The sequence below is a fragment of the Streptomyces natalensis ATCC 27448 genome (genome assembly GCF_000935125.1).
In the GTDB taxonomy this organism is placed as follows: domain Bacteria; phylum Actinomycetota; class Actinomycetes; order Streptomycetales; family Streptomycetaceae; genus Streptomyces; species Streptomyces natalensis.
In genome coordinates, this window is sequence record NZ_JRKI01000032.1 from 38960 (window position 1) to 53863 (window position 14904).

General features: G+C 69.5%; 17 protein-coding genes. All 17 read left to right on the top strand.

Translation table 11 applies throughout. The features are described 5' to 3' along the window. The 17 genes from SNA_RS24255 (at position 1) to SNA_RS24335 (ending at position 14903) form a co-directional block, all read left to right on the top strand. Positions 1–1005 (top strand): NAD(P)H-dependent glycerol-3-phosphate dehydrogenase, encoded by a 1005-nt coding sequence (locus tag SNA_RS24255; RefSeq protein ID WP_030065833.1) that lies wholly within the window; start codon positions 1–3, stop codon positions 1003–1005. 399 nt (positions 1006–1404) lie between these two features. Next, complete coding sequence (locus tag SNA_RS24260) at positions 1405–1896, top strand: hypothetical protein (RefSeq protein ID WP_051877269.1); 492 nt, start codon at positions 1405–1407, stop codon at positions 1894–1896. Next, positions 1893–4148 (top strand): type IV secretory system conjugative DNA transfer family protein, encoded by a 2256-nt coding sequence (locus SNA_RS24265; protein ID WP_157880071.1) that lies wholly within the window; start codon positions 1893–1895, stop codon positions 4146–4148. The genes SNA_RS24260 and SNA_RS24265 overlap by 4 nt, the downstream gene beginning before the upstream one ends. A gap of 23 nt (positions 4149–4171) precedes the next feature. After that, positions 4172–5149 carry a replication-relaxation family protein gene (locus SNA_RS24270; RefSeq protein WP_030065836.1) on the top strand — a complete coding sequence of 326 codons (978 nt, stop codon included), beginning with the start codon at positions 4172–4174 and terminating at the stop codon, positions 5147–5149. A 12-nt stretch (positions 5150–5161) separates the two neighbouring features. Then, positions 5162–5635 carry a hypothetical protein gene (locus SNA_RS24275; protein ID WP_051877271.1) on the top strand — a complete coding sequence of 158 codons (474 nt, stop codon included), beginning with the start codon at positions 5162–5164 and terminating at the stop codon, positions 5633–5635. Next, positions 5632–6651: a hypothetical protein gene (locus SNA_RS24280; RefSeq protein ID WP_157880072.1), complete on the top strand. Its 1020-nt coding sequence runs from the start codon at positions 5632–5634 to the stop codon at positions 6649–6651. Before SNA_RS24275 ends, SNA_RS24280 begins: the two co-directional genes overlap by 4 nt. A gap of 254 nt (positions 6652–6905) precedes the next feature. Next, positions 6906–7511 carry a hypothetical protein gene (locus SNA_RS24285; protein WP_241779810.1) on the top strand — a complete coding sequence of 202 codons (606 nt, stop codon included), beginning with the start codon at positions 6906–6908 and terminating at the stop codon, positions 7509–7511. Continuing rightward, the gene (locus SNA_RS24290) at positions 7469–8362 is read left to right on the top strand and encodes an ATP/GTP-binding protein (protein WP_241779811.1); all 894 of its coding nucleotides are present in this window, start codon (positions 7469–7471) and stop codon (positions 8360–8362) included. Before SNA_RS24285 ends, SNA_RS24290 begins: the two co-directional genes overlap by 43 nt. Positions 8363–8401: 39 nt before the next feature. Further along, complete coding sequence (locus SNA_RS24295; protein WP_030065841.1) at positions 8402–9082, top strand: SAF domain-containing protein; 681 nt, start codon at positions 8402–8404, stop codon at positions 9080–9082. Between the two features lie 5 nt (positions 9083–9087). Then, positions 9088–9963, top strand: a complete 876-nt coding sequence (locus SNA_RS24300) for a CpaE/TadZ family protein (RefSeq protein WP_241779812.1) — start codon at positions 9088–9090, stop codon at positions 9961–9963. Beyond that, positions 9956–11503, top strand: a complete 1548-nt coding sequence (locus tag SNA_RS24305; protein ID WP_044366799.1) for a TadA family conjugal transfer-associated ATPase — start codon at positions 9956–9958, stop codon at positions 11501–11503. Before SNA_RS24300 ends, SNA_RS24305 begins: the two co-directional genes overlap by 8 nt. Continuing rightward, a complete protein-coding gene (locus SNA_RS24310) occupies positions 11500–12423 on the top strand; it encodes a type II secretion system F family protein (protein ID WP_157880073.1) in 924 nt (307 codons plus the stop codon). The genes SNA_RS24305 and SNA_RS24310 overlap by 4 nt, the downstream gene beginning before the upstream one ends. 5 nt (positions 12424–12428) lie before the next feature. Further along, positions 12429–13319 carry a hypothetical protein gene (locus SNA_RS24315; RefSeq protein ID WP_241779813.1) on the top strand — a complete coding sequence of 297 codons (891 nt, stop codon included), beginning with the start codon at positions 12429–12431 and terminating at the stop codon, positions 13317–13319. 52 nt (positions 13320–13371) lie between these two features. After that, a complete protein-coding gene (locus SNA_RS24320) occupies positions 13372–13584 on the top strand; it encodes a hypothetical protein (protein ID WP_030065847.1) in 213 nt (70 codons plus the stop codon). 58 nt (positions 13585–13642) lie between these two features. Continuing rightward, a complete protein-coding gene (locus SNA_RS24325; RefSeq protein WP_051877275.1) occupies positions 13643–13996 on the top strand; it encodes a TadE family protein in 354 nt (117 codons plus the stop codon). A 5-nt stretch (positions 13997–14001) separates the two neighbouring features. Beyond that, the gene (locus SNA_RS24330; protein WP_051877285.1) at positions 14002–14442 is read left to right on the top strand and encodes a hypothetical protein; all 441 of its coding nucleotides are present in this window, start codon (positions 14002–14004) and stop codon (positions 14440–14442) included. Between the two features lie 2 nt (positions 14443–14444). Further along, complete coding sequence (locus SNA_RS24335) at positions 14445–14903, top strand: TadE/TadG family type IV pilus assembly protein (RefSeq protein ID WP_044366801.1); 459 nt, start codon at positions 14445–14447, stop codon at positions 14901–14903. The last annotated feature ends 1 nt before the right edge of the window (position 14904 follow it).

Here is a 14904-nt window from a genome sequence, read left to right on the forward strand (position 1 = left end):
ATGACGGCTCACGTCGGCGTGTTCGGTGCGGGATCGTGGGGGACGGCCGCGGCGATGATCCTGGCCGACGCCGGGTGCAGAGTGACTTTGTGGGCGCGGCGCCCCGAGCTGGCCGAGGCGATCAATGAAAGCGGCACCAACCCGGACTACTTCCCCGAGTTTGCCCTGCCGCCGGGCATCACCGCGACGGCTGACCCGGCGGAGGCCGCCAAGGACGCGGAGGTGGCTTTCCTGGCCGTGACGGCACAGACCCTGCGCGCCAACCTTGCCGACTGGGCGCCTCTGCTGCCCCCGGAGAGCGTTCTGGTCTCCTTGATGAAGGGCGTCGAGCTGGGCACGGCCAAGCTGATGAGCGAGGTGATCGCGGACGTGGCGGACGCCGGGCCGGAACGGATCGCGGTCGTCTCCGGGCCGAACTTGGCGGGCGAGATTGTCCGTCGTCAGCCCGCAGCGAGCGTGGTGGCCTGCAAGAACCTGGCCGTCGCGGAACGCCTGCAAGCGGCCTGCCGCACCCCGTACTTCCGCCCGTACACCAACACCGACGTCATCGGGTGCGAACTCGGCGGCGCGGTGAAGAACGTCATCGCCCTGGCCGTGGGCATCGCCGACGGCCAGAAACTCGGCGACAACACCAAAGCCGCACTCATCACCCGGGGCCTGGCCGAGACCACCCGCCTCGGCCAGGCCATGGGGGCCGAGGCACTGACCCTGGCCGGGCTGGCTGGCATGGGCGACCTCGTCGCCACCTGCTCCTCGCCGCTGTCCCGCAACCACACCTTCGGCGTCAACCTCGGCCGCGGCCGGACGGTGCCCGAAACGGCTGCAATCACGAAACAGACAGCCGAGGGCGTCACGTCCTGTGAGTCCGTCCTCGATCTCGCACGACGCCACGGTGTTGACATGCCGATCACCGAGACCGTTGTCGACATCGTCCACGGTAGGAAGGCACCCAAGGAGGCCGTCAAGGAACTCATGTCGCGCACGGCGAAACCCGAGCTTCGCTGAGCAGGGAGCCCCCTTCGAGAGTGTGCACACCGTCGGCCCCGGTCGCCGCCCCTTCCCCCGTGGGGCAGCAGCCGGGGCCGGCTCGTATGCTCCGGGCGCCGAGTGGGGAGTGTGACGGCTCCCGCCCGGTGTCCGGTGTCTTTTGCGGGCGTGGATCGCCGGGATGTCGGCGGCTCCCGCAGTACGCGACGAAGGTGCGCCTGCTCCCGTGCTGCGGAATGGGCACGCGGACCTGCTGCCCATGCAGCCTCGCGAACAAGATGAAGAAAAAGATGAGGCCCTGTGTCACATCAGGGCGGATCCGCCTCCCCTCTCTTCATTGAGGCGGCAAGGTGCCGTCCTCGGTGAGGAGGCGCAGATGAATCCGCACGAGGTCACGCCGAGCGGGCGGGGGCTGCGATGAACGGCATTCTGCCGCGTCCGTCGGAGGTGGGGCACTGGCTGTGGGTGCTGGTGGAGGGCGGCCTGGCGCACCTGTGGTGGGTCGCGGTCGTCGCTCTTGTTGCTGTGGCTGTGTGGGTTGCGGCCGCGGTGTGGTGGCGTCGGTGGGCGGTGCGCGAGCTGGCCGACCGTGAGCGGGTGGAGCTGGTGCCGGCGGCCACGTTCGACCCCGAGCTCGCTGAGGTGGGTCGTGTGGCGGGTCGGCTGGCCAGTGTTCGCACGGCGAGCGGGATGCTGCCCCGGCGCGCGGCTGTGGTCCGTGTACGGATCGCAGCGGGTGATGAAGGGCGCCTGCACTACTGGTGGGAGGGCCCGCAGCGGTCGGCTGGAGTGTTGCGGCTGTCGGGATACCGGCGGGTCGAAGTCGTCGCTCCCCGTTCCCGCGGCGGGCGTCGTCAGCGCATCCGGTTCGCTGATGCTGCGCCGTTGAAGCGGGGTGGTTCGTGGTGAGCACCGTCGACCTGACCAAGCCCAGTGCCGACGCATCTGGTGATCAGGAGCCCGCAGCCGAGAACAGCACCGTCCAGGGCGGACCGCGCTACGTCGCGCGGGCCGAGCTGGTACTGGCTGGGCCGGATCACCGCCCGCTGGAGAAGGCCGGGCTGGATCCTGACCCCTTGGAGCACCTGGCCGCTGTGTTCGCCCAGGTGCGCACCGAGGCCGGTGAAGAGGCCGAGCTGCTTGTTGACCTGGTCCCGGTCCCCGGTCGGAAGGTGGCCCGACGGCGCCGTGCCCTGATGCGGCGTACCACCCGGCGAGGGCCGTCCGCGTACGGCGAGCAGCTCAGTACGGGCGGCCGCGGGGGCAGCCTGATGGAGATCCTGCGCGACGGCCTCGGCGTCTCGGGAGGCGGAGGGGCCAAGCAGAGCTCGGCGCGGATTCCGCGCCAGAGTGACCTGTCCGAGGGGGTCGGGAAGTTCACCCCCGGTGCGGAGGTATTCGCCGTCCAGGTGCTGGTGCGGTGTGTGGGACGGCATCCGCAGCAGGCGCAGGCCCGTCTGCACCAGGTGATGGCGGCGATGGAGGCCTTCAGCGGCGAGAACCGTTTCGTGCCGGTGGGGCCGAAGCACGGCCCCTGGCGCGGGTATTCGAATGTGTGGTGGCTGCGGCGTCGCTTCGACCGACGGTTGGAGCGGGGGGATTTCGCGCCGGCGCGGCGTCAGTGGGTGACGTGGCAGGAGATCGCCGGTCTTCTCAAGCCGCCCACCGCCCGGTGTGACGCGCCCAATGTGGCCCGCTGCGGCGGTGTGGTTCCGCCGGCGCCGGCTGCATTGCCGACCTGGACCGGGCAGCGCGATGTGCTGCCGCTGGGGCTGGTTTCCGGCCCGGACGGTACCGAGCGGCTCGCGGGCGCCCGCACCGCGGATGTCCTCTTCGGTGCCTTCTACGGCAAATCCGGCTTCGGGAAGACGGAATTGGGCCTGGTCCAGTGCCTGGCCCGTGCCTACGCCGGCGACGGGGCCTGGTTCCTCGACCCGCACGGCGCGGCGTGGCAGCGGGCCCGCCCCTACCTCGCGCACCCTGCCGTCGCCGACCGTGTGTGGGAGATCAACCTGGCCCGCCCGGCCATGACGGATCGGATGGCGTGCTGGAATCCGCTGTCCATGGAGGGGCGGGACATCGAGGAGGTTCAGGAAGTCATCGGGTCCGTGGTGGGGGCAATCGCCTCCGCCCATGCATGGGGGGAGAACGCGACCCGGGCCCGGACGATCCTGTCCAGCGTGGTGCGTACCCTAGCCCAGCTCTCGCACCACCTTGTGACCAGTGGCCATCCGGAACTGCAGCCGACCGTGTTCCAGATCAAGACGCTGTTGGAGGACGAGGAGTGGCGTGAGGCGGTGCTGGCAGTTCTGGATCCGGCGGAGGCTGTGTTCTGGCGCCGGTCCTTCCCTCATCTGGAAGCTTCCGCAGTCAATCCGGTGACCAATGCGCTCTACCGGCTCGACAACTCGCGGTCCTTGAAGGCGTTCCTGGGCTCGCCGCGATCGGCATACGATGTTCGGCGGGCGATGGATGAGCGGCAGGTCGTCTTCGTGTGCCCGTCCGGCACCGGCGAGAGCGACGAGCTGGTCACTGCGCTGTTGCTGTTCGACCTGTTCCGGGCGGGTGCCTCCCGCATCGATTCCCCGGTGGAGGACCTGGCAACGTTCTGGGCGTGGGCGGACGAGCTGACCGCGGTCGACGGGGCCTCCCACGGCCACATCGCCAAGATCCTGGAGCAGCTGCGGAAGTTCGAAGTGCGCTTCATGGGGATGACGCAGATGGCGATGCGGCTGTCCCCCGAGACCCGGGCCGCCCTCATGCAGAACCAGTCGCTTCTGTCGGCGACGGCTGCGGACTACGACGAGGCCGGCTTCGTGGCCAAGCGCCTACCAGGGATCGACGCGGAGACGGTGCTGGGCCTGGACAAGTACGAGTACATCCAGTCGGTCATGCTCCGCGGCAAGCGCACCACGCCCTTCAGGGTCCGCGGCGTCCCGGTGGATGAGGTCTACGCCGACTACCGCAACGAGGCGGGTCTGCCAGCCCTGGATGCGGCGATCGACAAGAACCTGCGCCGTCTCACGGTCGGCGACATCCTCGCGACCCAGCGCGGCCTGGACGACGCGATCCTCGCCCACCTCACCACCGGCCGGACACAACCGCCGCGCACCTCCGGCCACGGTTCCGGCGACGTGGTCCGCACGCTCCGCCCCGTCTGACCTGCTCCACAGAAAGGCTTCCGATGCCACGTCCTCGCTTCCTGGACCCCACTCAGCGGGGCCTGTCCCAGCTGGGACAGGAGATCCTGCCCGTGCTCTACCGCCACCGGCTGCTGACCGCCGGCCAGCTCACCCAGCTCCTGCGCCCGGCGGCCACCTCCACCCGCTACATCCGCCGGCAGCTGGAAGTGCTCCACGACCGCGGTCTGGTCGATGCGTCGGTCCGTCGCAGCAGCCGCGCCGGCGAACTCCTCTGGTACACGACCGCGCTGGGCTGCGAGGTCGTCGAGAGCGGCGGCGAGCTCGCGCCGCGGGCCTACCGCATGACGGAGGACGCGGCCGCCAGCCAGCTGCAGGAGCACACCTTGGCCGTCAACGAGGTGGGGCTGGCGTTCGTCCAGCACGCCCGGCGCCTCGGTGACGAGTGCGGGCCGCTGGACTGGGACCCCGAAGTCGCCCACCGCCTTCGCGACGGCGACAGTCGCCTGGGCGACGAGGCGTTCCTGGTGCCCGACGCGGTGCTCCGCTACATCCACACCGCCCCCACCGGCGACGGTGGCCGGCAGCGGATGCTGCTGACGTTCTTCTGCGAGATCGACCGCACCACGATGAGCATCGCCCGCCTGGCCGCGAAGCTGCACGCCTACGCCCGCTACGTCCGCTACATTCCCCAGCCGGTCCTGGGCCGCGGCCGGCCGAAAGCAGGTGGGTACCGACAGGAGGCATGGCGCGCCCGCTACCCGTCCTTCCCCCGGATTCTCCTCGTGCTGGACGGAGCATCCCAGGGCCAGCTGGCGAAGCGGACCGACGATCTTCGGGCTCTGGTGGCCGCGGACGCACGTCTGCAGCCGACCGCCACGGAGCTGAAGGCTGGCATCACCACCTTCAAGCAGCTACAGCAGCACGGGCCGTTCGCACCGATCGTCACGCCCGTCGTCGGTGATCCCGAACCGACCGATGTCCTCTTGCGTCCGTCTGCCACTGCCGCATCAGCGGCCTGAGAGGAGAGCACCATGTTCGCCTTCCTTCGCCGTACGCGCCGCCGTAAGCCGGCCGGACCCTCCATAGCTGTCATCGACATCACGGCCTTCTCCAGCCGGCACAACGACACCACCTGCGCTGATTTCGCCGCCATCCCCCAGCCCATGGGCCCCCTGGTCAGCGAGCTGATCGCCCTGCATACCCACACCCGGCACCTGGAGTGGCTCTCCGAACGTGAGAACTGCCGGGACGAATACCGCCTGCTGGCACGCTCGATCGTGCGGCAGGTCCTGGCCGGCTGGCACCACCAGACCGACGGCCGCGGCACCATCGACGACCTCCTGACCGACGACATCCGCCCGACCCGCGTGCCTGTCCAGGACGACCACCCGTCGGATTCCGGCCCCATCTGCAGCGAGCCTGATCTTCGAGCGCCTGAGCTGGCACAATCGGCGCCCCAACAGGGCGCGGTGCCGTGGTGGTCGCAGGCAAGGGGGCAGCAGTGAGGAAGGCCGGTTGGATCGCTGTCGGCATGATGGTGGCGGGGCTGGTGACGGGATGCGCCGGCGACCCGCCCCCGAAGCAGCGTCCCGCCGCCGACAGCAAGTCCAAGGCCTCACACGCGCCGAAGCGTGAACTGCCCGAGGGTATGCACAAGCTCGGCGAGAGCGTGAGCACGGAGGAAGGGGCCTGGGCACTGGCCCCGTCCAAGCTGACGGAGGTGACGCCGACCGGCAAGGCCCGGGGCGTACCCCGCGGGTGGCGCACCGCGAAGATGACCTGGACGCTCACCAACAAGACCGGCGAGATCCAGCAGCTACTGGATGTCTCCCCCACCACCCGGTACGGCGCGACCGGTCGGCCAGCCGCCGAATTCACCGACACCGGCGTCGACGGGATCCCCGACGCGATCAGCGACGATCCGCCGCGAGTCAAGCCCGGCGGGTCCTACACCCTGACGGTAGGCGTCGCGGTCCCGGCCGACGCGGTCGGCGACCCCGTCACCATCACCACGCGCCCGTCGACGGTGTATGGGGACACCGGCGACGTCGCCTTCTTCGAGGGCACGTTCCCCGGGGCTCCTGCCCGCAAGGACTTCGCCCTCCACCCGCAGCCGGCCACGGAGACCAACAAACCGCTGGCCTTCGGGCAATGGAAGGCAGATCCGCGGATGACCGTCGACAACGTCCGGGCGGACGGCGGCACCGACGCCCAGGGGCGGCGTACGTACACCGGAGAACTGACCGTGTTCAACGACGCGACAGCGGCCGACCTCCCCTACACCCCTATGAAGAAGAACGTGCGCGTCTATTACGGGGCCGGGTTGAAAGAGGCAGATCTCCTCCAGGGCGGGCCTGGTACTGCCGACAGCGGCTTCATCGCGCCACAGCGGGCTGCGACCCACACCTTCCGATTCGCCCTGCCGAAGGGGGCGAACGCGGCATCGGTGTCGGTGGAGGTCACCGACCTCGGCAGCGCCGAGGCCACATTCGAAGGGAAGATTTCCGACCGGTCGTCGTGAAGCCGGGCGGGACTCTCGTCACATCACAACGGCGTTGACGAAGAAGTCGGTTACCAATCCGCATCGATTTGCCGCAGATGCCGCAACCGCCCGCAAAAACAGACTTCAGGGTTTGCAAATCGGGCGGTAGGGTGCAGGTCCAGCCACTCCGATGGCGCAATACCACCCTTGCGGTGAGTGATCAAGAACAACGTCACAACATCACAGCATGACTAAGAAGACCTGGTGATCAGGCCATCGGGGAGGGAGCACGAATGCGAACAGTACAGAACAGGGTCGGCGAGCAGAGCCCGGTCAAAAACAGTCTCCGCATGCTGTTTGTCGCCGGATGCACCGCATTGAGCGTCACCGCGTGCAGCAGCGGATCCGGCAGCACGGACGCCAAGCCCACACCGACCAAGTCCGCGGGGCAAAAGCCCTCTCCGACGGCGAGCGCCGACCCTCAGGCAGCGGCGAAAAAGGAAGTGCTCGACGCCTACGGCCACTTCTGGGACGAGCAGGTCAAGGCGTACTCCAAGGGAACCGAGAAGGGCACGGACCTGGAGAAGTACGCCTCGACGGAGGCTCTGGCCCGAGCGCTGGGTGACCTGGCGAGCCTGCACGGCTCCGGAAACGTCACCTCCGGCAAGCCGACCCATGACGCGAAGGTGACGGCACTGGGGCTGGAGAAGAAACTCCCCGAGGCCACCATCACCGACTGCATGGACGTCTCCAAATGGCGGACGGTCAACAAGAAGACGGGTAAAGCGCTGGCCGCTCCCAAGGGCAAGCTGACCCGTTACGTTTCCATAGTCTCGGCTCAGAAGTGGGGGAAGCAATGGATGATCACAAAGGTCGAATCGCAGCACCGCTCCTGCTGACCCGCGGGCTCACCATCGCAGCCGCGTCCATGCTCGCCCTATCACTGCCAGGCCCCTTCGCCATGGCCGACGACGGTGACACGACCGTTGGCGACTGCGCAGGACAACAGTCCTATATCTGCGTTGATGCCAAGGATCCGGGTACCGACAACGCCTCCGGCACCCAGGCCTCCGACGGAGGCGGGAAAGCCAAAAAGAAGCCCTCTGCCGTGAAATGCTCGGTGAAGAAGCTGGATCCGCAGCCCCCCGCTGAAAACCTCGGTTGGGAAGGCCACAAACCAGGTGACGGCGCGGTTTACGCCCGCACCTGCACCGGCGGAGGCACCTTGTCCTCCGGCGTCTTCTGGTCGAAACAGCCGCCTGCAGCAAACGCGGTCAATCCGGCTGTTCTGGCCCGGCAGGCCGTGGACAAGATGAAGCTGGCCGGCCCGGATATCGGCATTGTCCCGAAACCGGGCAGCCAGGGCCTGGTGGGCCTGCCGGTGTGGATGTGGACCGAAAAGACACCCGAGGCGTACGGGCCCAATACGGCTACCGCGACCGCAGGTGCGGTAACGGTGAGCGCGACCGCGAAGGTCTCGCAGATCGTGTGGGACATGGGTGACGGCGACACCGTCACGTGCACCACCGCCGGCACGCCGTACAAGTCCTCCTACGGCAAGCGCCGCTCGCCGGACTGCGGCTATCTCTACCAGCACTCGTCCAAGGACGAGCCCGGACAGAAGTACACGGTCACCGCCACGTCGACCTGGACGATCGACTGGAAGGGGGCTGGCCAGTCCGGTCAGCTCACTGAGACCCGTCAGTCCCAGACCCAGGTCACCATCGGTCAGCTCAAGGTCCTCAACTAACTCTGCGGGCCAGCACGTCATGGAAAGTCGGGCGCGACGATGAAGAACAGCACCTCCCAGATCCCTGCTCCCACCGCAGCGCCGCCGATGCGGCCCGAGACCCCCATCGGGGCCGGCCCCGTACCCCGGCGCCGCAAACGCTCGATGCTGGTGCTCGGCGTGCTCGTCACCCTGGTCGGTGTGCTCGGGACCAGCATGCTGGTGCGCAGCGCCGGTGATCGCGTGGACGTGCTGGCGGTGGCTCGTGACGTGCCGGCCGGCCAGGAAATCACCGCGGAGGACCTGACCACGGCTGCCCTGCCCAGCGACCCTGCGCTCACGCCGGTGAAGGCGAGCGAGAAGTCGAGTGTGATCGGACGGCGGGCCACAGCGCCCTTGCACCGTGGCGAGCTGCTGGCCGACTCGCAGTTCCGCGGCGGCAAGGTGCTCCCCGTTGGCCAGGAGCTGGTGGCCGTTGAGGTGCAGCGCGGAGCTGCTCCCATCGACGCGCTCGCGCCCGGCGACCAGGTCAAGATCGTCTCTACTCCGGGCAAGGACGAGCAGATCACGAAGAACGCCTCGGCTCCCCAGGAGATCGAGGCGCAGATCGTGAAGGTCGGTGCGCCCAATGCGTCCGGCGCGGTTGTCGTGCAGGTCTCGGTTGCCGGTACGGACAGTTCGCTGCTGGCCGCGCGGGCGGCGACGGGCCGGGTGGCGATCGTGCTGGCGTCGAAGGGCTGAGCGCGGTGTCTGTGATCGCGCTGACCTCGGCGCACGCGAGCGGTGTGACCGTCTCCTCCCTGGCGATGGCGCTGGCCGGGCCTCGGCCGTCGCTGCTGGCGGAGGCGGACGCCAAGGGCGGTTCCATCCGTACCGGCTACCGCATGGGCGAATGGGGCGGCGAAGTCGGCCTGTGGCACCTGGCCCAGGCCGATCGCGAAGGCCAGGTGGCTGAGGCCTTCGAGGCGCACCTCAGGCGGCTGGATGCGTCCGGCAACCGACTGTGGCTGCCGGGACTGACCGATCCGCTGCAGGCAGCGGCTCTCGCTCAGACCTGGGAGCCGCTGAGTGTGCTGCTGCAGGCCATGGACCAGCAGGCCGGCTACGACGTCGTCATCGACGCCGGCCGCGTCGTCCTCGAACCCGGCGGGGTGCACCCTTCCCTGTGCCCGCGGCCGTTGCTGCACCGCGCTGACTTGGTCCTGCTGGTGATGCGCAACACCATGACGTCCGTCGCGCAGTCGCTGCCCGTCGCCCGGTCTCTCCAGAAGGAGTTGGCGGAGCGGGGTACGGGTGCCGATGCCCTGCGGCTGCTGCTGGTGCAGGAGGGCGACGTGTCGGGCCACGACATCGCCCACCGTCTGGGAATCCCGGTCATCGGCACACTGCCGTGGGAGGAGAAGTCCGCCCGCATCCTCACGCACGGCACGACCCGGCAGGTGAAGCCGTCTGCGATGCGGCTGTTCAAGCACGCTCGCGAAGCGGCCCGCGCCGCCGAGGTCGATGCCAGCACGCGCCGCCTGCGGATGCAGCTGCCCCCACCGCCCGCGAACTCGCCGGTGGTTGCCGGTGTGGTGCAGCGGCTGACCGCCCCGCGCCAGGAGGCGACGATCAGTGGCTAGCCGCAACGGCACCCCGGTGAACGGAGCAGGCACCCCCCTGTCCGGGATGCTCAAGGACGTGCTCGCGCAGCAGCGCCCGCACGGCGGGCCGCTGGCCCCCGCGCCGCAGCCGGCAGCACCGGCGGTAGAGCTCGGCAAGAACGACGCTGCTGGTCCCGGTCACCTGGACGAGCTTCCCGGTGTGCTGCCTGTCTCGCGTGCCGTGGTCAGGGAACTGCAGGACGCGGTGTCCCAGGACCTGGTGGAACAGGAGCGGAGCAGCGAGAAGCGGCTCAGTGCCGAGGACCAGCTGGAACTTGCCCGCTCCCTGGTCGCCAAGCGGGTGTCGGCCTGGGCGGTTGAGGAGGCACGCACCGCACGGCCGCTGTCCGGCGCCCAGCTGGAGGCGGTGCGCCAGGCGATCCTGGACAGCCTGTTCAAGGCCGGCCCGCTCCAGAAGTACCTGGACGACCCGACGGTCGAAAACATCGTTGTCGACGGCGACCGGGTCCTGGTGGACTACTTCGACCGGCCCACCCAGCGCGTGGACCCGGTGGCTGACGACGACGAGAGTCTGGTGGCGCTCATCAACCGGCTCGCTGCGCGCTCCGGGCACGGCGACCGCGTGCTGAACCCCGCGACGCCCATGGTCAATTTCCGGCTGCCGGACCGCTCCCGTGTCGCGGCGACGCTGCTGACCACCCGTCCCACCATGGCGATCCGCCGCCACCGCGTCATGAGCGCCTCCCTGGAGGACCTCGTCGAATGGGGCACGCTCAGCCCCGCGCTCAGCGCGTTCCTGCAAGGCCTGGTCGCGGCGAAGCAGACGATGTTGATCGCCGGGGACATGGGCGTGGGCAAGACCTCGTTGCTGCGGGCGCTGGTGCGCAAGGTCGGTGCGGGTGAGCGCATCGTGACGCTGGAGACCGACCGGGAGCTGTTCCTCGATGAGGATCCGGACGTCGCCGCGCATGTGATGGCGATGGAGGAGCGGGCCTCCAACGGCGAGGTCGGCAAGGACGGTCGGGAGACCGGACGGATCACGATCTCCGACATGTACCCGCACACCCTGCGGATGCTGTCCACGCGCGTGGTCGTCGGTGAGGTCCGCTCCACCGAGGTCGTGCCGATGCTCGATGCGATGAGCTCCGGCGGCCGCGGGTCGATGTGCACCCTGCATGCCGCCTACCCGCGCCTCGTCCTGCCCCGGCTGGTGCAGCTGTGCCAGAGCGCCGGCAAGGACGTCGACTCCACCCACCAGCTCGTCGCCAACGCGGTGAATTTCGTGATCTTCATCCGGCAGACCGACCAGACGCAGATCGGCGGCCGCCGCCACCGCTACGTCTCCGACGTCCTCCAAGTCACCCCCGGGGAAGGCGGTCAGCCCGCCTTCAGCCGCATCTTCGCGCCGGCCGGCGACGGAGACCCGCGGGGAGTACCGACGGATCTGCCGACCGGCGAAGTGATGCAGGAGCTGGCCGACACCGGCTTCGACAAGCGCTGGCTGACCGAGGAGCAGTACGGACGCTGGCCCAAGCCGATGGAGTGGGTGCGGCGATGAGTCTGGGACAGCTCGGGATGCTCGGCGCGCTGTGCGGCCTGCTGATGGTGGCCGGCATCGTCCTGGTCGTGCGGTCCTTCACCGCGCCGGCCGAAGCCGGTCGCGCACGGCCGCAGCGGGCCTCGTTGTGGCAGCGGGTGTGTGAGTCGCTGCCCGGGGCCTGGGCGGAGCGCTACCGGTGGATCGTGGTCGCCGCCGGCGTCGTTGCGGTGGGGGTGTGGGTCTGGACGGCCCGGCCCGTTCAGGGGCTGCTGGCCGCCGCGGTGGTCGCCGGTTTCCCCTGGATCTGGCATCCGTCGGTGACCTCCACCCGCCGCATCGTGCGGCTGGAGGCGCTGTCGCGCTGGCTTCAGCACCTGGCCGGCGCGCACGTCGTCGGGCACACCCTGGAGGCCGCGATCAGCGGCGCGATGCGCCAGGTCCCCCCGGACATTCACGCACCCGTGCGCACACTGGAGGCCCGTCTGCGGATGGGCGTCGATCCGGAAGCCGCCTACCGTGCGTTCGCCGACGACTTCGATGACGGCGCGGTCGACAACGTGGTGCTGGTGTTCATCACCCACATCCGCGACCGCGGCCGCGGCATGGTCGAGACCCTGCAGACCCTCTCCGACCTGACGGCCGAAGAGGCCGCGTCACTGCGGACGGTGGACGCGGACCGCCAGAAGGTGCGCACGCAGACCCGTTGGGTGGCGATCATCGTGCTGGCCATGGGCTTCACCATGGGCAGCAGCTTCGGGCCCGCGTACAACAGCGCGGGCGGGCAGATGTGGCTGCTGCTCATGGGCGCCGGATTCGTGGGGGCACTGGTGTGGCTGCGGCGCCTGTGCGCGGTCAAGCCCTCGCCGCGGCTGCTGCAGCCGCGACCGGCTCAGGAGACGAAGCAGGCCGCGATGGCCGGGCAGGGGGGCGTCGGATGATGTCGATGGCAGGCGCCGTATACGGCGCGATGATCGGTGGCGGCGCCTTCCTGGTGGTCCGGGAGTTGCTGCCGTCCCGCCCGGACCTGGGCACCGTCCTCGACCGCCTGGAGAACACCACTCCGGCCCCGAAGGACCAGTCGGCTCCGGGGACTTCCCGCAGCGTGATCTGGACCGAGCAGGTCGGCACGCGCGTCCTGGGGTCCTTCGGCGACCGGGTGGGAGTGCCGCGCAAGGACCTGGATCTGCTGGGTATCTCGCCGGCCAAACACATCGGTGACAAGGTCATCGGCGCTATCGGCGGGTTCGCGATGCCGCAGATGGCTCTGGCCATGGCCGCACTGCTCGGCGTGCCGCTGCCGTTCGTGGTGCCGCTGTTCGTCTCGGTGATGTTCGCGGCGATCATGTGGGTCTCCGCCGACACCAACGTGCGGTCCAAGGCGACCAAGCTGCGGCTGGAGTACCGCTATGCGGTGGCCTCCTTGATGGAGCGGGCCCGGCTACAGCGCGGTGCGCACTCCGGCGCCGAGCGGGCCCTGTACGAGACGGCGGCCGTCGGGGACGGGCGCGTCTATGTGCGGATCCGGGCCGCGCTGGACCAGGCCCGCCTCTCGGGCACCCCGCCGTGGGACGCGCTCAAGGCGCTCTCCGAGCAGTTGGACGTCCCCGAGCTGGCCGGGCCGGCGGATACGTTCGCGCATGCCGGCGGTGAGGGCGCCTCGATCATCGCGGCGCTGGAGACGCAGGCGAAGGCTCTGCGCAAGCGGCTGCAGACCGACGTCCAGGCCGAGGCCAACGCCGACTCCGAAAAGTCGGTGGTGCCCGGCACGGTCTTGTTCGTCGTGCTGTTCGCCACCCTCGGCTACCCGCTCTTCCAGACCCTCATCAGCACCTGACCGCTGCGGCGGCCACCGACCCAAACCGTTCACCACGAAGGGGGAAATTCCCATGAAGCACACCGCCCGCACCCTGCGCTCCCGGCTGGCCGATCGCTGGCTGACCTGCGTGGCCCGTATGACGACGACGCGGAGCGACGCCGGCCTGGAGACGCTGGAAAAGCTCATCATCGGTGCCGTTCTCATCGTCGCGGCCACTGCCTTCGGCGTCGTGTTCAACGGAAAGTTCCACAGCCTGATGAACACCTTCAAGAGCAGCTTCTGACATGTGGCGGAGCGGGAGGGAAAGGTGGCGAGCACGACGCCTGCGGGGCGATGAGGGGATGGGGACGCTGGAATTCACCATCATCGCCCCGGTCATCATGCTGATCCTCTGCGCCGGGCTGCAGCTGGGCATGTGGTACCTCGCCCAGGAAGCCGCGCTCACCGCTGCCCGCAAGGCCGCCACCGCCGGCGCCGCCTACCAGGCATCCCCCGCTGATGGCACCGCCCGTGCCCGCAACTGGCTCGCCGGGGTCCACCTCATCAAAGGCACGAACGTCTCCTCGGCTGGCTCAACCGCCGACCGGGTCCGTGTGACCGTGACCGGCACCAGCCTCTCGCTCGTGCCCGGCTGGACCCCGCAGGTCACCAAGTCCGCCGAAGTGCCGGTCGAGCGCTGGAATGTGGGGCGGTGATGGCCATGCTGCGCCGCCTTCACTGGCGAGACGACCGGGGCACCTACACCCTGGAAACCGTCATCTGCGTGACGTTCCTGCTGCCCTTCCTGGGGCTGCTCGCCGCGTACGGGCTGGCCGGCGTGTTCGACAACTCCGTCGACAACGCAGCCAACTCCGCCGCCCGCGCTGCTTCGCAGGCCGCCGACGCGGACACCGCTCAGGCCCGCGGCCGCGCCGCAGCCAACGCGGCCCTGCGCCAGGATGACCGCAACTGCACCAGCCAGACCGTCCGCATCGACACCAGTTCCTTCAACGCGCCACTCGGGCAGGCCGCGAGCGTGACCGCCACCGTTACCTGCGCCATCCCGCTCTCCCAGCTGACGGTCCCGGGCCTGCCCGGCTCCAAGACGCTCACCTCCACTGCCACCAGCGCGCTGGACCAGTACGCCGACCGCGCGGAGTGATCATGCTGCCCCTGCCCGCCGCCACCCGCCGGCTTCTGCGCCGCCGCTGCCCTGGTCCGCGTGACCGCGGCTCGGCCACCCTGTTCTGGTTGATCGTCGGCGTGGTCTTCCTCGGTCTGCTGGCCCTCGTCGTGGACGGCGGTGGACAGCTCAAGGCGTCCGCGCACGCCGACGATGTCGCCAACGCGGCTGCGCGGGCGGGCGGTCAGCAGATCGACGCCGGCAAGGCCGTCCCCGGCGGGGAGGTCGTCGTCGACCCCGAGGCCGCCGCCTCCGTCGCCCGGGACTTCTTGCGTAAGGCCGGAGTGGACGGCACCGTCACGGTCTCCGACGGCGGCAAACGTCTGAACGTGAGCGTGAGGGACACCTACCACTGTCTGATGCTCGTCGGCGTCGGCCGCCCCACACTGCCCGTCACCGGGCACGGCACCGCCCAGCTCGTCCACCAGGTCGGAGACTGAC